Raw genomic sequence first — 16,991 nt, 5'->3', positions numbered from 1 at the left:
AAACCCCTCAAAACCGCATGGTTTCAAGGGGTGATTACGGACAGTGAGGGATTCGAACCCTCGATACGGGGTTACCGTATACACGCGTTCCAGGCGTGCGCCTTAAGCCGCTCGGCCAACTGTCCATGATTTAAAACAGAAGTGAGCATGCTCACTTCTGAGGTATGACCCGTACGGGACTCGAACCCGTGTTACCGCCGTGAAAGGGCGGTGTCTTAACCGCTTGACCAACGGGCCATGGCTCCACAGGTAGGATTCGAACCTACGACCGATCGGTTAACAGCCGATAGCTCTACCACTGAGCTACTGTGGAATCATAAAGATGGAGCGGGTGATCGGAATCGAACCGACGACATCAGCTTGGAAGGCTGAGGTTATACCATTTAACTACACCCGCTTAATAAAGTAAGGGCGGCTGATGGGGATCGAACCCACGAATGCCGGAACCACAATCCGGTGTGTTAACCACTTCACCACAACCGCCGTAATAAAGAGTGGTTCAGGACGGAATCGAACCGCCGACACTGTGAGCTTCAATCACATGCTCTACCAACTGAGCTACTGAACCTAATTAAAACTTATGTAATAACAAAAATGGCGGTCCCGACGGGAATCGAACCCGCGATCTCCTGCGTGACAGGCAGGCATGTTAACCGCTACACCACGGGACCTATATGTAAAAAATTGCGGGAGGTGGATTTGAACCACCGACCTCCGGGTTATGAGCCCGACGAGCTTCCAGACTGCTCTATCCCGCGCTAATATTATTTACGTCTTTTTCAACGCCTGATATATATACTATACTTTCCAAGATGTATTTTCAAGCGCTTTTAATGATTTTATTACGTAAAATTTACACTTTCATTAATTTGAACGGTTTTAAATATATGTTTTCTAAATATAAATATTTCATTTAGGGTAAAGGAGATAAAACACTCAAGGAGGATTCCTTAATGACTGAATTCAAGCATGATAATATTTCCCTATGGTCTGATACTGTAGAACTGCCTTCCTATCCAAAGCTCGAAAACGATGTAGAAACCGAAATCCTGGTTGTCGGGCTGGAATCGCCGGATTAATGAACGCCTACCAGCTTGCCATGAGGGGCCATAAAGTTACTGTAATTGATACAGACTACGTGCTCGGCGGTACAACAGCCAATACGACTGCACGCATCACGGCCCAGCAAGGCCTACTCTATAGCCAGCTCATCAAACAGAAAGATAAAGAGACGGCACGCCTGTACTATGATTCCCAGATGGCAGCAATTGAAGAATTAGAAGCTATCGGTAAGAAACATAATCTAGATGGAGACTTCCGGAGGGTTGATGGCGTAATATACGTAGAAGAAGAAACTTCTATCAGTGAACTTGAGACGGAAGCAGAGGCCTATCAGACACTCGGCATAGACGGTACGTTGCTGAAACAAGGCATAGACCTTCCTTTTGAAACGTCGGCCGAGCTAGTCATGCGCAACCAGGCAGAGTTCCACCCACTTAAATATCTGAAGGGCATACTTGAAGTGCTCGAGGAGAAAGGTGTCACAATCTACGAACATACGCGTGGGAAATCATTGGATGGTGATATGCTGACTACAAATGATGGAAATAACATACACTTCAAGAACATCATTATTGCCACCCATTTCCCTTTCCTTGATTATCAAGGGTTCTACTTTAATAGTTTTAAAATCAGTCGCTCCTACGGCTTGGTAGTCACTACCTCCACCCCGCCGCCCGAAAACGTTTCTCTTAGTGGTCATGATGGCCCAAGTTTGACGACACGGCATATAATTGGGAGGGATAATGAACACCCCACCCTCCTATTCGGCGGCATGGGCCACATGTCTTACATGGAAAAAGATATGATTGATCAACTCGAAAAACTTAGACTCTATGCCGACCAGAAGACAATAAACGAAGAGCGTTTCTATGCATACAGAGCCCAGGATTCGATGACAGCAGATTCATTGCCATTTATTGGATGCTTTGACACCAAACATGATAATAGATTTGTAGCCGCCGGATTTAACAAATATGGCATGACGAATGTTGTCCTCCCCTCAATGATTATATCGGATCTAATTGAAGGAAGTGATAATCGATATCATGAGATGGTGAGTCCGCACAGAAATAAAGGTGTACTCCAGCAGATTAAACAGCACGCGACGACACCGATGGAGAGCATGAGTGTGGAAGCAAAGAACATGCTGAAAAACTATCCGAATATCGATGATGTAGAGTTGTCAGCCGGTGAAGGAGCAGTTGTGAAAGATGGAATGCTTAAGAAGGGGCTCTATAAAGATGAGGAAAACAATGAATATTACGTAGTCGACAATCGTTGTACCCATATGGGCTGCAGTCTCAGCTGGAATCAACCTGACAAGACTTGGGATTGTCCTTGCCACGGTTCACGCTTCAATTTCAAAGGCAACGTGATTGAAGGACCAGCAACTGAAGATCTAGATGTTGAAATTAAAAAGGACAATGACTAGGTTTTTAGCGTTAACCATAAATAAATGGGAGGATGAAATCTTCTTGAGACTTCATCCTCCCACTTTTATATAATAATCATAGGTGTCGCAATCTACAGACTAGGTTATTTCTAGTCGATTTGGATCCATTCCTCTGCCCATTTTTCAATGTTTCTTAAGACGGGTTCAAGAGAACGTCCTTTTTCCGTAAGAGAATACTCTATCACTACAGGCGTCTCAGGATAAACGTCCCTTTTTATGAGACCTTCCTGCTCCATATCTTTAAGTCTGTCCGAAAGTACTTTCCCACTTATCCCAATCGCATTCTGTATCTCTCCAAAACGCTGCGGGGCCTCAAGCATTTGATAGATGACCAATGCCGTCCACCGCTGACTCAATGTCGTTGCGGCTTTTTCGAACCTTGGACAAAGCGTTGATTGTTTCAAATATATCACATCCTTACTTGTATATTATATCACATTTGATTGTATAACCGCTATATATAAAGATACTCTTTTACTTTACATATATCTATTACTAACATATACTTTGTTACATAATGTTATTAAAGGAGAATACTATGAGTTTCCATACCCCATCCTCAGTCCATGTCTCTCAAGTAAATTTAAATGTATCAAGTATTGAGAGTGCACTCCCATTCTATACTGATTTACTTGGCTTCTCGATACTTGAAGAAAATGATCGCATGGTCCATCTTACAGTTGATGGCCAGACAAGTTTTCTTACATTGAATGTACCGGTTTTGCCCATCGAAAAGAAGAAAACAGCGGGCCTATATCACTTTGCAATACTGCTTGCTGAGAAATCGGAGCTTGCAGCATTAGTTATCCACTTAGCACACAATAACATTCAGTTGGGTGCCGCTGACCATGGTGTGAGTGAAGCAGTCTATTTTAATGATCCTGATGGAAATGGGATCGAAGTCTATGTTGATCGAAATCCAGAAACTTGGACTTGGTCAGGAGGTAACGTTCAAATGGTTACTGACCCACTTGATTTCGATGGCCTAGCCAAGACACTTAAAAGTGACCAAAAGTGGAGAAAAATGCCCACCAGTACAGTTATGGGCCACTTGCACCTGCATGTTTCTGACCTTTCTAAAGCAGTCCCCTTCTACACCGAGGGACTCGGTCTAGATATTGTCAGTCGAGTCGGCGAAAGTGCTGTTTTCATGTCGTCCAGCCAATATCATCACCACATTGCAATCAACATCTGGAACGGTGCCGGTGCCCCACAACCTGAAGCAGGCAGTGTCGGCTTGAAAAGCTTTACTTTATCCTATCCGAACCAAGACACACTCGATGCTGCTACGGCTCGTCTTGAAAAGATGGGATATGAAGTTTTCGAAGAGGATGGCCTAACAGTTACACAAGATCCTTCGGGTAACAGGGTAGGTATAATTTCAAATTGATTCCGATATAGAAGATTAGTCAAACCCCTTGCAAATATATTTTGCAAGGGGTTTGACTTTTAAATAGAGGGGGAATAACTATTTAACTATAAATGGAGGTCATCACACATGTATAAAAATCAATACAAACCATTCAAAACGGTTGAAGACGCTAAAATCTATCTCGAAAACTACATCGATCTGAAAGATTATACTGTTATATCGAAAACTGACCTATCGGAGCTTAAAGAGGACTTTTCGGACATCAATATCATTGATGAGAATTCCGACAACGCAGATTACCATATAGATCAGCTGGATTTTGATGAAGGCAGCAAAAAAGATTTGATGACTCATTACGACAACGATGCAATCATCATCTTCGAGAGACTGAACGTTGAGGAAACAGATTCCCCTGATATGGATCCTGCAGGAGAAAAAACGACCAATGTAGTCCCGAGAAACGAGTACGACACTGAAGTAATCGATGTAACTAATGGAGAAAGAACAATGGTCAGTGTAGAAGACAATAACCCTAATATGATGACAGAAGATGAAGAAGAATACTTGAAAAAACATGACGACGAAGAAGATTTGTTCGTAAGAAGATAGCATAGATTTATCTTTAAAAGAGAGGGCTATCCCTCTCTTTTAAGAGTTTTTGTGTATCTCTTATTCAGTTTTGTAAACACTTCAGCAGTTACTCTTTAAAACAGCATTGGAAGTGCATAATGCCTAGTTATACCATTTGTAACGAATATAGAAAGCAAGGTGAGACAGATGCGGAAAATGAAACGGTGGGAACGGGCGGAATACTCCATTCAAGAAGTCCAAGCAAAAAGAGATTTGCACGAATTCAACGTGATTAAGAACGAGGAAGTAATCATGACTATTACACCTAAAAATGTTGCCGAAATGAATGAAACTATTCGTAAACTAGACGAAAATGAACCAATTTATGGAATTTGAGCATTCGTATATATGAACTAAATACATGACAGTACTTGCTATCTCGTGCTACAATTATAAAATACATTTAACGTCCTACCTACTTTTCACCACAACTTTAGATGGACAATAGTAAGATTATGATGAGTACCATCCAAAAATAAAAGCAGAAAAACTGGAAACTCAGCGAACATACACAAATATGGCACTGCACAATAAAAGGATGTTTATTCACACTTTAGGAGATGTGAGCATGCCAGAAGAATTAAGGTACCAAGCGACAGGTTATTTTGTCGAGGAATATGAATCAATTGATAAATTGTTGTGTGAGCGGGGTTGGACATTAGAAGAATGTCTTGCCAAAATCAATGATTCCAAACACAATATCATTCCTGATCTTCCTGTCATTGTATATGAGAATCCAGATCTTTCTATATTTAAATTAGGCTACCTTGAAGAAGGTTTAACACCCATAAATGTCCTTGATGCTCTCAAAGGTAGCGTATGACGAAAAACGGACTAATGTCCGTTTTTTTGTTTATTTCTACCACAAAGTGATCAACTTTAGCTTGTATTCAAAATTCACTTATCCTAATTTAAAGCGAGGCAAATAACAAAATTTAACTAAAGTAAATTGCACTTCTTTCAAAAACTTTATTTTAATATGGGGCCAAAAAGGGCCAGAAAAAACAAAAAACCCAGTAACCACGGGGGTTACTGGGTATATAACGGAGATGGAGGGATTTGAACCCTCGCGCCGCAGAACGACCTACACCCTTAGCAGGGGCGCCTCTTCAGCCACTTGAGTACATCTCCATGGCTCCACAGGTAGGATTCGAACCTACGACCGATCGGTTAACAGCCGATAGCTCTACCACTGAGCTACTGTGGAACAATGTTATTTTTCAATCGAACATTTACAATTATAACAACTCCACACAATTTTTCAACCGTTATTTAACATGTTTTAATTTAAATTTACACTCTGTCTCTAATTTGTAGGCCATTTATATAGTTAATATAAGAATGATAGATTGATTCATTAATCTGAGCGACTTCTCCTCTACTCACTGTAGGGTATTGAAAGTGCATATTCATTTCCTTCTTTTGATACTTTTCCTTTTGCTGATTGAATTTATAATGAAGTTTTAATGCGTTTAAATACTGGTTGTTAAACGACGCATAAGATATATCGATAATTCGTTCTTCATTGTTTGAGAACTGTACGCGTGTCATACCTCGATCATTTGAATAAGTCTGGATATGTTTAATGTTAAACCAATTATTTTCACTAACCCTATCGGAGTGAGTACAGAAGTATATGTAAGATCCAAAAAGATCGACTATAATGGGAACTTTGCTTGTGATGCCAGTAAGCGTCTTGCTGAGGTCCTTACGTGCTGAATAGTTTTGTGAGTGATTTCTGCAATTCCGTTCAATTAGCTTATTAGGTGAAAGCCTGCACTCAAAGCCTTCCCCATATGCCTCCCCTACTCTACTTTCAATACGACTCCCATTGACGACCGGTACAATGTACATAGTATCCTCATGTATCTGATAATGTAGTCTATTCATCTTAATCCCCTTTTTTAAATATTTCAGCATTTTTATGATATCACATATATTTAAAAATGTTAACTATATATAACATTTACGTTAAATGGTAATGATATGTAGTAAAATTACAATAATAAATAATCTAAATATTCAAAACTTAGTTTGACCAAACCTATTTCGTGTTATATAATTTGTAACAACCAAATGATGAAGGGGGATTTAGGTATGAATAAACAAGTATACCCGGTTAACCAGTTGCGTGTCTTCATCAATACAATCAACGATCTGTCCGCTGAACTACTACTCCAAGAAGCTATGGATGACTACAATCGCAATCGATATAATGAAAAGATTGAAGAGGCACTCATAGAGAAGGACCAAGAGAAGTTCATGACCTATACATCATTGCTGAAGGAATTGACAAATGAAGATGAAGATGGCGCCCAATAGACACAGAATAAGCTGACTTTCAACTTGTACAATGTACATATTGTTGAAAGTCAGCTTATTTATTATGCGATGAGATTGAGGAACTCTTCTCGAGTAATTCTACCTAGATAGAAACTAATATCCAAGTCGCGAAGTGCCTGATCAATTGCTTCCTTATTGTGTTCTACACCAACAAGTTTCTCTTCAATGACATCCACCTCTCCTACACCAAAGAAATCACCAAAGATTTTCGCCTGCTCAATTCTGCCTTTCCTGACATTCAATCTAACATCAAGCAGACCGGCATCGAACTTGTGGGAAGCATCGAAGTTATACTTCGGATTTCTGCCATAATTCCACTCCCATGTTTGGTACTTTTCTTCAGAGAGTTTTCTTATCTTTTCCCAGTCTTCTTCTGTTAGTACATATTCTTCAATATTTTCTTCTCCCTCAAATATATACTCAAGAATTTTCTTTTTAAAAACTTCGATATCCAGCTTGTCATTCATATAATCATTAATATTGGCAACACGCGATCTAACAGACTTGATACCTTTCGATTCAATTTTCTTGGGATTCACTTTCAATGCATTTTGTACCTCTGATATATCACTATCGAGCATTAATGTACCATGCGAGAACATCCTGCCCTTTAAGCTGAACATTGCGTTACCAGAAACTTTTTTCCCATCAATCTCAAGATCATTTCTACCCGAAAGCTCTGCATTCACTCCCATGTCCTGAAGGACATCTACAATGGGCTGTGTGAACTTCCTGAAGTTATGAAAACTTTCTCCATCATCTTCGGTGATAAAGCTGAAATTGAGATTACCTTCATCATGATAAACCGCTCCACCTCCTGAGACACGGCGCACAACTTTAATGTCGTTCTCACGGATGTACTCTTCGTTGATCTCTTCAATGGTATTTTGATTCTTACCGATGATGATTGACGGTTGATTAACATAGAACAGAAAATAAGAATCATCTGTTGGGATTTCACGAAGAATATATTCTTCCATAGCAAGATTGAGCATTGGATCTGTAATATTGTTGTTTGATATGAATTTCATTACGTTTGCCTCCTTAAAAAAATGCCCTGATATTATACATGATAACATCCAGGGCATTTTCTGCCATCTTATTAGATTAAAGATTTCACAGTTTCTTTGGCCTGCTTGATACAATCTGGCAAGCCAACGCCTCGGTGGGAGGCGCCTGTTAGAACCACTCCGGGATAATTCTCAGCCATATAATCATGTATTCCATCGATCATCGCCTTATGACCGACCTTATACTGGGGCATAGAATGTTCTAGTTTGGTCACAATAGTGAATTCAGGTTCACCATTAATCGTCATTATATTATCGAGATCTTTACGCGCTAAACGTACAATCTCTTCATCACTCTTCTCATTTACAATATAGTCGCCTGGGCGCCCCACATAAGCTCTTAGCAATGCTTTTCCTTCGGGTGCTGCATGCGCCCACTTCTTATTCGTCCATGTACACGCCGTAATGGAAGTGTCCATTTTCCTGCTAACTACAAAGCCTGTACCATTGATGTCATTCTCTACCTGATGATCTTCAAACGCCATAACAACAGTCGCAACACTTGTCGCTCCCATATGCTTAAAGTACTCGAATGGCAGATCCTGAAACCATCTCTTATATTGGAAGTGAGGAGTGGTAACAATGATATTATCGTAGACTCTAGACTCTCCGTTGACACGCATCAAGTATTTCGATCCGTCGCGGGTGATTGATTCAACATCATGCTTAAAAAAGGTATTAACGCCATTTGTTTCTATGAAGGAAAGCAAGTGATCAATAAAAGACTGCAGTCCATTTCTAAATTGGAGAAATTGACCTTGTTTCCTAGCGTTAGGATTTGATGCATTTTTTTTCTGTCTGTACATTCCCTTAATTAGGCTACCATGTGTCTCCTCTGTTTCCTTAAAGTGTGGGAAAGTGGACATTAAGCTTAGTTCATCAATGTTCGTACCGTATATTCCAGACAGTAGAGGTTCGATGACATTTTCGAGCATTTCATCGCCCACTCTGTTTCTAAAAAATTTACCCACTGAAATATCAGTATAAATATCGATAGGACCCTTTATAAAATCGAATCCTGTCCTGAGCTTCGCTCGTGCTGAAACGAGATCTGTCGTCAGAAATGGGACTAGCTCGGTTGGCATACCAAGTATTGCCCCTTTTGGCATTGGCGAAAGCTTGTCGTTCACGTAAATATACGAAGTGCCTGTCTGGTTACGAACGAGATCATCGCCTAGCCCAATCTCTTCAGCTAGTTCAGTCATAATCTCTTTTCTGGCGAGATAAGATTCAGGACCAAGTTCAATTGTGTACCCGTCCTGTTTATGGGTCTTTATCTTGCCACCAGCACGATCACTTTTTTCGAAAAGATCGACTTCGACATTCTCGTGCTTCGATAAATAATGCGCAGCCGATAATCCTGTAATGCCGGCCCCTATAACTGCTACTTTTCTCAATTTGATCAGCCTTCTTTACTACAGTTTATTAATCTCGTTGATCATTGCTTGGATATAACGTTCGTCTGTATTTGGCATTTTCGGTCTATGATAGCCAGCGCCTACTTCATCACACACTTCCTTACACTCCACGTCATTATCGAAAAGAACTTCGAGGTGTTCGCAAACAAATCCAACTGGAAGATAGACGAAATGCTTATAGCCGTACTCTTCGTGGAGATCTTTTGTTAGATCCTGTACATCCGGTCCAAGCCATGGATCCGGCGTATTGCCTTCCGACTGCCAGCCAACATGGACATTTTTCAAATCTGCACTATTCTTGATGAGTTCAGCCGTCTCTTCAAGCTGATCAGGGTAAGGATCGTTCTGCTCTTTGATCTTTTCAGGCAGACTATGTGCACTAACAACAATAGCCGTATCATCTAACTCCGATTGGGGGATTTCTTCTAGCGAAGACTTAACAGCCTCTGTCCAAAAATCAATGAATGGTTGCTGGTGATAGTAGGATTCAACAGATTTAATTGAGATGCCGTATTTTTCAGCTTCTTCCCGCGCTCTCTTATTATAGGACCCTACGGAGAAGTTGGAATAATGAGGGGCAAGTACTACAGAGACTGCCTCTGTTATTCCATGATCGTGCATAGATTCTACTGCCTCTTCAATAAATGGATCAATATGCTTGAGTCCGATGAAAAGTTTATATTCTATTTGATCTTGAGAATCATTCAACTGACGATGAAGCGCTTCTGCCTGTCTTTTTGTTGTATCAGCCAGTGGAGAGATACCGCCGATCGCTTCATAGCGATCCTTCAGATCTTGAAGTGCTTCCTCTGATGGTTTTCTACCACGACGGATATGTGTGTAGTAGGGTTCAATATCTTCTTCTTTATACGGAGTACCATATGCCATTACCAGCAAGCCTTTTTTCTGTTTCATTTCAATCACTGTCCTTTACTATATTCATGTACAAATGAGGTTAGTTTTTTTAGTGTCTCGGGATTTACTTCCGGGAACACACCATGTCCCAAGTTGAATATGTGTCCGTCATTTCCACCTTGGTCTAGAATAGCCTTTGTTTGTTTCTCAATGACATTCCAATCCGCAAGCAACAGTGCAGGATCCAGATTGCCCTGGAGTGCTTTCTTGATGCCGGCGGCTCTCGCCTGCTCAATCGAAGTTCTCCAGTCTAGTCCAATAACGTCAGTGCCAAGACTATCCCACTCATCCAATAGATGGGAAGCACCGATACCGAAGATGATAATAGGTGTGCCTGTCTCCTTCACACTGCTGATGATCCTTTTCATTGCAGGAGAGAGATAATATGCATAATCCTCGCTACTCAGTGCGCCGCCCCAAGAATCAAATATTTGGATCATACTTGCACCCGACTCGATTTGGGCCTTAAGATAACGGATATTCATATCAGCAAGCTTATCCATGAGTTTGAACCAAGTTTCCGGCTGATTATACATGAGTTGCTTCGTTTTATGATAATTTTTTGAAGGGCCGCCTTCTATCATGTAACTCGCTACCGTAAAAGGAGCACCACAGAAACCGATAAGTGGTACATTAAGTTTTTCTTTCGTCAAAATCTCGATCGTTTTATAAATATAATCGAGGTCTTTATAGGGATCAAGCTCCCCGAGTTTTTCTACATCTTTAATATCGCGGATCGGATTCTGTATGACCGGCCCGACTCCAGGTTTGATGTCGACATCAATACCGATCGGTGCCAGAGGAGACACGATATCTTTATAGAGTACCGCCGCATCCACATTGTAGTTTTCGACGGGTGTCGCAGTAAGATACGCAGTCAGTTCAGGCTGACGCGTGATTTCCAGCAGCGAATACTTTTCTTTGACTTTATTATACTCTGGTTGGCTGCGTCCAACCTGTCTCATGAACCAAACAGGAGTATAATCCGTCTTTTCTCCTCTAGCTGCTTTAATTATCGTATCATTGAACACAGTTTTTTCCCCCAATTTTTATATATCCATAAGTATTTTAACACACTGCTAATAATTATTATTAATTAGTGCACGAATGTCAAAAATTCGATTTATTTTTGGTGGTTTATCTTCATCTGAATTAAGGGTATATACCTAAATAGACTACTTATGAGGTGAAAGCAATGATATTACACATTACAACAGGAACTATTACTTACATGCAACAGCTTAAATCAAAGCATCCCGATATCAATCTTGGAGCTATCGGGCAAGACGCTGTGCTCTACTACGAAGATAACAGCAATGACAGCATTTTCAGTTCGAAGCAGTCCTATAACCTAGATAAAACTTCTAGCGATCTTGACGAGGACCGGCCCACCTCGATTCATTTCATTCCAATTCCAGGTACCAGAAAAGAACCAATGTATGGACACCTGGCAGAAATACATGAAATTTTGAATGAAACAAAAGGGGTTATGGCATACCGTATAGGTGAATCATTGTCTGAAGAGGGATTCATCGTGCTTACCCAATGGGCTAAAACATCGACATATAACGACTTCAAACAGACTAACAACTACAAAAACTACTTTACGGCCGAAGCACTTAACAAACATCGAACAGCGGAAGCACTCTTCCATAAATCGGTATCTTCGAAACTATATCTGCCACTAAAAGATAATGCAGCTGAAGAAGACGAATTTTAAGCGACTGATATAATCAGTCGCTTAATTCTTTTTCTTTTTTGTATACGGTTCTGCTCAGACTCCTATTAATAACAAAGCCCCACAATGGAAACAGCGCTACCAAGAAGAAATACTCATAATGGATACTTAGGAACATCAAACTGAAAATAACACTGATCAAAAGAACCAATTTATGCGAGTATGCTACATAGCTTTTCTGAATGAAACTACGGTCTACCGGCCAGATTTTAGGCCAGAGCAGGTAGGCCTGTGCAGTATAGATTTGGGATATCTGAAGGACGATAATGTAGATCCCAAACAATATAATAATAAGGGAGAGATAGAGATTAGCAATCCAGATCATCACAATACTAAAGAGTAAGATCAGTCGCAATATAATCATTGGCAAATCGTGACTTCTCGCAAATGTTCTGTAGAATAGGTATTCATACATTTTGTCTTTACCGAAGGCACGGCCTTTAGGCTGCCAAAGCAGAGGATCTAGGTATTTCCTCCTTTTGAACTGTTTGTCAATATGACTGACGTTAGTAAATAACGCAACGCTGCGATAATAGCTGTTAAGCTGAGATGTTTCATAGTCGATAAGTGCGTGCCAGTCAAGGCGCGGATGACTCTTCCGCCTGGCATATACAAGCCCACCATAGTAAAGACCGACTGCCGGCAGAATCCACAAGGGGTTTAGCAAAATCAGTAAAAGAAAAATAAAGCTCGTGGCAATAAGACCTGCAACCATCACTGGATTCGACAGGGTGGCATTTATGGAAGCCTTCTTGATATAGAAGTTCATAATATAGAAAATAGCTGCCCCAATAACGAAGGTAGTGATTTCAATTAGATTGTGCCCGACTGTCAGGAGCAAGACGGCAATTGTACCGCCAAGAAACGGTCTGATAATTCCGAGCATCAGCGAATACCTGTCAGCTGACGCAAGATATTTACCGAGTCTCGCCTCATAAGGCAGTAAAAAGATACCGTCTGCCTCTTTTAACAGTGTTCGGTAAGCTGGAATTAGCATAATACTAGTCAGAAGCGCAGCAACCATATCCAACCACCTCGATGGTTCGAGAGTCTGCAATAACGTCAGCAATGAGTAGAGGAAGAATCCGGCTGTGATCGTCAGAAATATGAGAAAGTGGCTATTGAAGATGAATTTCCCGTAGTAGCTTCTCCTCGATACATCCTCACTCATTCTGTTTCTGAATAATTGATCAGACATCGCCAATGCCGCCCCCTGTTATTCTTAGGTACACATCATCTAGAGTCGCATACGGCATGTCATATTTGGAACGCAACGATTCTAAGCTGCCGAAGGCAATTAGGCGTCCTTCATCGATAATTGCAAATCGGTCACAGTACCTTTCTGCTGTCGCTAGAATATGTGTACTCATAAGTATCGAGCGGCCCTTATGCTTCTCTTCCACCATCAGATTAATTAGGGACTCTATACCGAGTGGATCAAGTCCAAGAAACGGTTCATCTATAATATATAAGTTTGGATGCGACAGAAATGCACAGATCAGCATAACCTTCTGCTTCATTCCTTTTGAGAAGTGGGTCGGGAACATATCCACTTTTGTCTCGAGCCTGAATATTTCAAGCAATCGTGTAGAGCGTGCGTGGGCCGTCGCCTCATCTATACCATATGCCATCGCAGTCATCTGGATGTGCTCTTTAAGCGTCAGCTCCTCATACAGTACTGGGGATTCAGGAATATATGCAAGCTGTCTGCGGTAGGCTTCGATGTCATTTTCAGCAGTAAGGCCGCCTACTTTTATTTCACCGGAATGAGGTCTCAAAAGCCCCAATATATGCTTTATGGTAGTGCTCTTTCCTGCGCCGTTTAGGCCGATTAGCCCAACAATCTCCCCCTGCTCTATGGCAAAGGAAATGTCTCTTATCACCGGTGTTTTCGAATAACCGCCGGTCAGTTGATTTATTTGAAGTACCATATTCGACTTCCTTTTAATTAATATATATTATTTGTATACTTATACTAAACAAATATATCACAACTGATCAATGGAGGTACAACGAATGAGTAAAACTATTTTTGAACAGATTGCGGCAGGTGACATTCCTGCTAACATTGTCTATGAAGATGAGGTATGTATCGCATTCACCGACGCTTTCCCCCTATCCAAAGGCCATACCCTTGTCGTTCCCAGGAAACCTGTGGAAAACATCTACGACCTGGATGAAGAGACAGGCGCCCATCTAATGAAAACTATCACAAATGTGGCGAATGCTATCAGGGATGCTTTTTCACCAGATGGTCTCAACGTAGTACAGAATAATGGTTCCTATGCATCTCAGTCCGTTTTCCATATTCATTTCCATCTGATTCCACGCTACAAGGACGGATATGACGGATTCGGTTACCAGTGGGAACAGGATCCAAATGAACGGACAGATGCGGAAAAATCTGAAATAGAAAACACTATCCGTACCCATCTTAATGCTTAACGCTTTAGAAGTCAGGGTATGTGTAAGAAAAAAGGGCGTGACACAACTATGAAACTAAAAAATATAGCAATCGGTTTTCTCGTGGGTGTAACCGGTGGATCATTGATTGCGATGCTGAATGCACCAAAGTCCGGAAGTGAGCTGCAGTCTTCATTGAAGTCTAGTTCCGGGAATCTCAAAACACAGATGGATCAGCTGAAAGTTGAAGCGAATGAAGTAAAATCCTCATTCCTTAAAACGAAGCATGAATCACAGGAAGTGTTCAAGACGCTGGGGGACGAAATCAAGGCGATGATTAGTAATTATCAGGCCGATATCAACCCTAACATAGAACGTATAAAAGGTGACCTTGAGAACCTTCAGAACAGAGCTGAAGACGTTCAGAGTACATTCACTAAAAACTGATATGCGGAAAGTGGCGGTTGTACAATCATTTGTACGCCGCCACTTTCTTGTGCTATATTAATTTCTATAGCCATAACCAAAGGAGAATTTCACATGAAGAAGAAACTAGCGCCGATCGTAGTGGGCCTCGGTCTTATCGGACTTGCAGGCTGTGGGAATGATAGCAGCGACAATGCAACAGAAAATGAGACCGAATTCGGAAATGTGCTCGCCACCAGTGATGCCGGTGATGTCACAACCGACGATATACTTAATGAACTTGGGACCGAGAACATCGCAAACCGTACATTCCAACTGACGCTCGATAGCATATTGCAGGATAAATATGCAGATTCAGTTGATCGTGAGGAAATTGAAAGTCAGATTAATGAAGAAATAGAATCCATGGGGGGCGAGGAGCAATTCGCCATGGTGCTCCAACAACAACAGCCTGGCATGACTGTAGATACTTATAGGGAACAACGTATAAATAACATGTACCACGACGCTTTCTTCGCTGATAAGTTTGAAGTTACAGATGAGGAAGCAATGGAATCAGTACGTGAAGCATCCCACATCCTTGTCCAGACTTCCGATGAAGAAGATGGACTTAGTGACGAAGAAGCCAGAGAAAAAGCGGAATCACTACTCGAAGAAATAAACGACGGTAGAGACTTTGGAGAAGTTGCTTCTGAGGAATCAGACGACACAGGCAGCGCCCAAAACAACGGCGAGCTCGGTTATGTACAGCGTGGACAGATGGTAGAACCATTTGAAGACGCACTGTTTGAACTGGAGCCTGGTGAAATTTCCGATATTGTAGAATCTGAATTCGGATATCATATCATCAAAAGGCACGAAACAGAAAATATGGATGAAGAGATGGATACGATTAAGCGTCAGATCGTTTCCCAAAGAATTCAGCAAAACCAAGAACAGGTTCTCGGTTTCTATAACGAACTGCTCGACGAATACAATGCTGAGTTTGAAAACGAAGATATCCGTTCTTACATTGAAGAAACATATTTGAGTACCGAGGGTGAGACGTCTTCTGACGAAGAATCCATGGAAGAGTCTACAGAAGAATCATCTTCTAAAGAAGAAGTGACTGAAGATTCCAGTGAGGAATCCACTGAAGAGACTTCATCTGAAGAATAAAAAATAACGTGAGATAATGTGGGAATCCACAATGTCTCACGTTATTTTTATTTTTAGTCGAGTGATTCAGGTCGATAGAAGAAACGGTTCTCAAGGGGAAATACTCGCTCTGTGAACTGGCCTTTATCCACCTTTTCCACATGCTTGTCCAACATCATCATGCGCGCATCAATATTATCGATAAAGTGCAGAATTTCCGCCTCTTTCAACATCGGTGCTTTCGGTGATCCATATTCTAACTTGCCATGGTGACTCAGAATCATATGTTTGAGCAACATGACTTCTTCCCCATCGATTTTCAAGTCTTCAGCCACTCTAGAAATTTCTTCGCTGGCGATGACGATATGTCCAATAAGGTTTCCTTCAACCGTGTATGTCGTTCCCACCGGTCCTGAGAGTTCCTTCACCTTTCCAATATCATGGAGAATGATACTGCTGTATAGCAAGCTACGATTCAAGGAAGGATAAATATCACATAATGCTTCTGCAGTTCTGAGCATGTAGTGCACATGATAAGCTAAACCAGAGACAAAATCATGATGATTTGACATAGCTGCCGGAAAACTCAGGAATTCCTTCCTGTATTTGTTCAGGATTTGCCTGACTATGCGTTGGAGGCTACCGTTTTCTATCTTGATGACATAATCCATAATGCTTTCATATAATGTATCTTCATCGATTGGCGCCTTTTCTACGAAGTCTTTAGGATTCAATTCATCCGCTTCAGTTGCTGTTCTGAATGCAGCAACTTTCATTTGCTTCTTATTGCGGTAGTCAATGACATCCCCTTTAACTTTGATAAGCGTCTCAGGTTTCAAAACCTCCATATCTTCTCGGGAGACCGACCAGAGTTTCGCTTCGATTTCACCGGTGCGATCTTGTAGGAAAAGCGTCATATACGGCTTACCTTGAGAAGTAACACCTTGCTGGCTCCGTTTAATCAGGTAGAACGACTCCACCGAATCTCCTGGTTTCAATTTGGATATATTATTCAACTGCAGCA

Annotated in this window: 20 protein-coding genes and 10 tRNA genes; 11 read left to right on the top strand and 19 right to left on the bottom strand. The window is 41.2% G+C overall.

Annotated features, from left to right (window positions below):
• Positions 1–37: 37 nt before the first annotated feature.
• The 8 genes from ACFOJ8_RS02855 to ACFOJ8_RS02820 form a co-directional block, all read right to left on the bottom strand.
• A tRNA-Ser gene (locus ACFOJ8_RS02855) sits at positions 38–125 on the bottom strand.
• A gap of 40 nt (positions 126–165) precedes the next feature.
• Positions 166–237 (bottom strand) — tRNA-Glu (locus ACFOJ8_RS02850).
• Position 238: 1 nt separating this feature from the next.
• Positions 239–313, bottom strand: a tRNA-Asn gene (locus ACFOJ8_RS02845).
• Positions 314–323: 10 nt separating this feature from the next.
• Positions 324–397 (bottom strand) — tRNA-Gly (locus ACFOJ8_RS02840).
• 13 nt (positions 398–410) lie between these two features.
• Positions 411–483, bottom strand: a tRNA-His gene (locus ACFOJ8_RS02835).
• A 12-nt stretch (positions 484–495) separates the two neighbouring features.
• A tRNA-Phe gene (locus ACFOJ8_RS02830) sits at positions 496–568 on the bottom strand.
• Between the two features lie 27 nt (positions 569–595).
• A tRNA-Asp gene (locus ACFOJ8_RS02825) sits at positions 596–671 on the bottom strand.
• 13 nt (positions 672–684) lie between these two features.
• Positions 685–758: transfer RNA gene (locus ACFOJ8_RS02820), tRNA-Met, on the bottom strand.
• A 195-nt stretch (positions 759–953) separates the two neighbouring features.
• Here ACFOJ8_RS02820 and ACFOJ8_RS02815 point away from each other — a divergent pair.
• Positions 954–1,079 (top strand): hypothetical protein, encoded by a 126-nt coding sequence (locus ACFOJ8_RS02815; protein ID WP_380653035.1) that lies wholly within the window; start codon positions 954–956, stop codon positions 1,077–1,079.
• Positions 1,079–2,494, top strand: coding sequence for an FAD-dependent oxidoreductase (locus tag ACFOJ8_RS02810; protein WP_380659878.1), 1,416 nt, complete (start codon positions 1,079–1,081; stop codon positions 2,492–2,494). Before ACFOJ8_RS02815 ends, ACFOJ8_RS02810 begins: the two co-directional genes overlap by 1 nt.
• 110 nt (positions 2,495–2,604) lie before the next feature.
• Here the strand turns inward: ACFOJ8_RS02810 and ACFOJ8_RS02805 are convergent, their stop codons facing one another.
• Positions 2,605–2,919, bottom strand: coding sequence for a winged helix-turn-helix transcriptional regulator (locus ACFOJ8_RS02805; RefSeq protein WP_380653030.1), 315 nt, complete (start codon positions 2,917–2,919; stop codon positions 2,605–2,607).
• A gap of 134 nt (positions 2,920–3,053) precedes the next feature.
• On the opposite strand from ACFOJ8_RS02805, the gene ACFOJ8_RS02800 reads away from it, so the two are divergent.
• From ACFOJ8_RS02800 to ACFOJ8_RS02785, 4 genes are all read left to right on the top strand, one after another.
• Positions 3,054–3,905 (top strand): VOC family protein, encoded by an 852-nt coding sequence (locus tag ACFOJ8_RS02800; RefSeq protein ID WP_380653027.1) that lies wholly within the window; start codon positions 3,054–3,056, stop codon positions 3,903–3,905.
• A gap of 108 nt (positions 3,906–4,013) precedes the next feature.
• Positions 4,014–4,496: a hypothetical protein gene (locus tag ACFOJ8_RS02795; RefSeq protein ID WP_380653024.1), complete on the top strand. Its 483-nt coding sequence runs from the start codon at positions 4,014–4,016 to the stop codon at positions 4,494–4,496.
• 168 nt (positions 4,497–4,664) lie between these two features.
• Positions 4,665–4,853 (top strand): hypothetical protein, encoded by a 189-nt coding sequence (locus tag ACFOJ8_RS02790; RefSeq protein WP_380659877.1) that lies wholly within the window; start codon positions 4,665–4,667, stop codon positions 4,851–4,853.
• Between the two features lie 232 nt (positions 4,854–5,085).
• Complete coding sequence (locus ACFOJ8_RS02785; RefSeq protein ID WP_380653019.1) at positions 5,086–5,340, top strand: hypothetical protein; 255 nt, start codon at positions 5,086–5,088, stop codon at positions 5,338–5,340.
• 221 nt (positions 5,341–5,561) lie between these two features.
• Here the strand turns inward: ACFOJ8_RS02785 and ACFOJ8_RS02780 are convergent.
• The 3 genes from ACFOJ8_RS02780 to ACFOJ8_RS02770 all read right to left on the bottom strand — a co-directional run bounded on the left by ACFOJ8_RS02780 (position 5,562) and on the right by ACFOJ8_RS02770 (position 6,407).
• Positions 5,562–5,648, bottom strand: a tRNA-Ser gene (locus ACFOJ8_RS02780).
• Position 5,649: 1 nt separating this feature from the next.
• Positions 5,650–5,724 (bottom strand) — tRNA-Asn (locus ACFOJ8_RS02775).
• 86 nt (positions 5,725–5,810) lie between these two features.
• Entirely contained in the window at positions 5,811–6,407 is a 597-nt protein-coding gene (locus tag ACFOJ8_RS02770; RefSeq protein WP_380653017.1) for a competence protein ComK, read from the bottom strand.
• Between the two features lie 207 nt (positions 6,408–6,614).
• On the opposite strand from ACFOJ8_RS02770, the gene ACFOJ8_RS02765 reads away from it, so the two are divergent.
• Complete coding sequence (locus ACFOJ8_RS02765) at positions 6,615–6,839, top strand: IDEAL domain-containing protein (protein WP_380653014.1); 225 nt, start codon at positions 6,615–6,617, stop codon at positions 6,837–6,839.
• Positions 6,840–6,901: 62 nt separating this feature from the next.
• Here ACFOJ8_RS02765 and ACFOJ8_RS02760 read toward each other — a convergent pair whose 3' ends face one another.
• The 4 genes from ACFOJ8_RS02760 to hemE all read right to left on the bottom strand — a co-directional run bounded on the left by ACFOJ8_RS02760 (position 6,902) and on the right by hemE (position 11,294).
• On the bottom strand, positions 6,902–7,891 hold the full coding sequence (locus tag ACFOJ8_RS02760; protein ID WP_380653011.1) for a lipoate--protein ligase: 990 nt from the start codon (positions 7,889–7,891) through the stop codon (positions 6,902–6,904).
• Positions 7,892–7,962: 71 nt separating this feature from the next.
• Complete coding sequence (gene hemY / locus ACFOJ8_RS02755) at positions 7,963–9,327, bottom strand: protoporphyrinogen oxidase (protein WP_380653009.1); 1,365 nt, start codon at positions 9,325–9,327, stop codon at positions 7,963–7,965.
• Positions 9,328–9,345: 18 nt separating this feature from the next.
• Positions 9,346–10,263, bottom strand: a complete 918-nt coding sequence (hemH, locus tag ACFOJ8_RS02750) for a ferrochelatase (protein ID WP_380653006.1) — start codon at positions 10,261–10,263, stop codon at positions 9,346–9,348.
• Positions 10,264–10,268: 5 nt separating this feature from the next.
• Complete coding sequence (hemE, locus tag ACFOJ8_RS02745) at positions 10,269–11,294, bottom strand: uroporphyrinogen decarboxylase (RefSeq protein ID WP_380653003.1); 1,026 nt, start codon at positions 11,292–11,294, stop codon at positions 10,269–10,271.
• A gap of 164 nt (positions 11,295–11,458) precedes the next feature.
• Between hemE and ACFOJ8_RS02740 the strand changes: the two genes are divergently transcribed.
• Positions 11,459–11,983, top strand: a complete 525-nt coding sequence (locus ACFOJ8_RS02740; protein ID WP_380659876.1) for a hypothetical protein — start codon at positions 11,459–11,461, stop codon at positions 11,981–11,983.
• Between the two features lie 13 nt (positions 11,984–11,996).
• Here ACFOJ8_RS02740 and ACFOJ8_RS02735 read toward each other — a convergent pair whose 3' ends face one another.
• Both ACFOJ8_RS02735 and ACFOJ8_RS02730 read right to left on the bottom strand, forming a co-directional pair.
• Entirely contained in the window at positions 11,997–13,199 is a 1,203-nt protein-coding gene (locus tag ACFOJ8_RS02735) for an ABC transporter permease (RefSeq protein ID WP_380652998.1), read from the bottom strand.
• Positions 13,192–13,932: an ABC transporter ATP-binding protein gene (locus tag ACFOJ8_RS02730; RefSeq protein WP_380652995.1), complete on the bottom strand. Its 741-nt coding sequence runs from the start codon at positions 13,930–13,932 to the stop codon at positions 13,192–13,194. Before ACFOJ8_RS02730 ends, ACFOJ8_RS02735 begins: the two co-directional genes overlap by 8 nt.
• A gap of 85 nt (positions 13,933–14,017) precedes the next feature.
• On the opposite strand from ACFOJ8_RS02730, the gene ACFOJ8_RS02725 reads away from it, so the two are divergent.
• The 3 genes from ACFOJ8_RS02725 to ACFOJ8_RS02715 all read left to right on the top strand — a co-directional run bounded on the left by ACFOJ8_RS02725 (position 14,018) and on the right by ACFOJ8_RS02715 (position 15,988).
• Positions 14,018–14,446: an HIT family protein gene (locus ACFOJ8_RS02725; protein WP_380652992.1), complete on the top strand. Its 429-nt coding sequence runs from the start codon at positions 14,018–14,020 to the stop codon at positions 14,444–14,446.
• Between the two features lie 48 nt (positions 14,447–14,494).
• Entirely contained in the window at positions 14,495–14,851 is a 357-nt protein-coding gene (locus tag ACFOJ8_RS02720) for a YtxH domain-containing protein (RefSeq protein WP_380652989.1), read from the top strand.
• Between the two features lie 93 nt (positions 14,852–14,944).
• Positions 14,945–15,988, top strand: coding sequence for a foldase protein PrsA (locus ACFOJ8_RS02715; protein ID WP_380652986.1), 1,044 nt, complete (start codon positions 14,945–14,947; stop codon positions 15,986–15,988).
• A 53-nt stretch (positions 15,989–16,041) separates the two neighbouring features.
• On the opposite strand, the gene yhaM is transcribed toward ACFOJ8_RS02715, so the two are convergent.
• Positions 16,042–16,983: a 3'-5' exoribonuclease YhaM gene (gene yhaM, locus ACFOJ8_RS02710; protein WP_380652983.1), complete on the bottom strand. Its 942-nt coding sequence runs from the start codon at positions 16,981–16,983 to the stop codon at positions 16,042–16,044.
• Between the last annotated feature and the right edge of the window lie 8 nt (positions 16,984–16,991).

This window comes from Salinicoccus sesuvii, from assembly GCF_042648145.1.
GTDB lineage: Bacteria > Bacillota > Bacilli > Staphylococcales > Salinicoccaceae > Salinicoccus > Salinicoccus sesuvii.
This window is presented reverse-complemented; position numbering and strand designations above follow the sequence as displayed.

Bases quoted from the DNA above. Each gene is read 5' to 3' on its own strand.
- ACFOJ8_RS02785 (WP_380653019.1), top strand. From the start codon at position 5,086: ATGCCAGAAGAATTAAGGTACCAAGCGACAGGTTATTTTGTCGAGGAA.
- ACFOJ8_RS02790 (WP_380659877.1), top strand. From the start codon at position 4,665: ATGCGGAAAATGAAACGGTGGGAACGGGCGGAATACTCCATTCAAGAA.
- ACFOJ8_RS02795 (WP_380653024.1), top strand. From the start codon at position 4,014: ATGTATAAAAATCAATACAAACCATTCAAAACGGTTGAAGACGCTAAA.
- ACFOJ8_RS02760 (WP_380653011.1), bottom strand. From the start codon at position 7,891: ATGAAATTCATATCAAACAACAATATTACAGATCCAATGCTCAATCTT.
- ACFOJ8_RS02735 (WP_380652998.1), bottom strand. From the start codon at position 13,199: ATGTCTGATCAATTATTCAGAAACAGAATGAGTGAGGATGTATCGAGG.
- ACFOJ8_RS02720 (WP_380652989.1), top strand. From the start codon at position 14,495: ATGAAACTAAAAAATATAGCAATCGGTTTTCTCGTGGGTGTAACCGGT.
- ACFOJ8_RS02725 (WP_380652992.1), top strand. From the start codon at position 14,018: ATGAGTAAAACTATTTTTGAACAGATTGCGGCAGGTGACATTCCTGCT.
- ACFOJ8_RS02810 (WP_380659878.1), top strand. From the start codon at position 1,079: ATGAACGCCTACCAGCTTGCCATGAGGGGCCATAAAGTTACTGTAATT.
- ACFOJ8_RS02740 (WP_380659876.1), top strand. From the start codon at position 11,459: ATGATATTACACATTACAACAGGAACTATTACTTACATGCAACAGCTT.
- ACFOJ8_RS02770 (WP_380653017.1), bottom strand. From the start codon at position 6,407: ATGAATAGACTACATTATCAGATACATGAGGATACTATGTACATTGTA.
- ACFOJ8_RS02730 (WP_380652995.1), bottom strand. From the start codon at position 13,932: ATGGTACTTCAAATAAATCAACTGACCGGCGGTTATTCGAAAACACCG.
- ACFOJ8_RS02815 (WP_380653035.1), top strand. From the start codon at position 954: ATGACTGAATTCAAGCATGATAATATTTCCCTATGGTCTGATACTGTA.
- ACFOJ8_RS02715 (WP_380652986.1), top strand. From the start codon at position 14,945: ATGAAGAAGAAACTAGCGCCGATCGTAGTGGGCCTCGGTCTTATCGGA.
- hemH (WP_380653006.1), bottom strand. From the start codon at position 10,263: ATGAAACAGAAAAAAGGCTTGCTGGTAATGGCATATGGTACTCCGTAT.
- ACFOJ8_RS02765 (WP_380653014.1), top strand. From the start codon at position 6,615: ATGAATAAACAAGTATACCCGGTTAACCAGTTGCGTGTCTTCATCAAT.
- ACFOJ8_RS02800 (WP_380653027.1), top strand. From the start codon at position 3,054: ATGAGTTTCCATACCCCATCCTCAGTCCATGTCTCTCAAGTAAATTTA.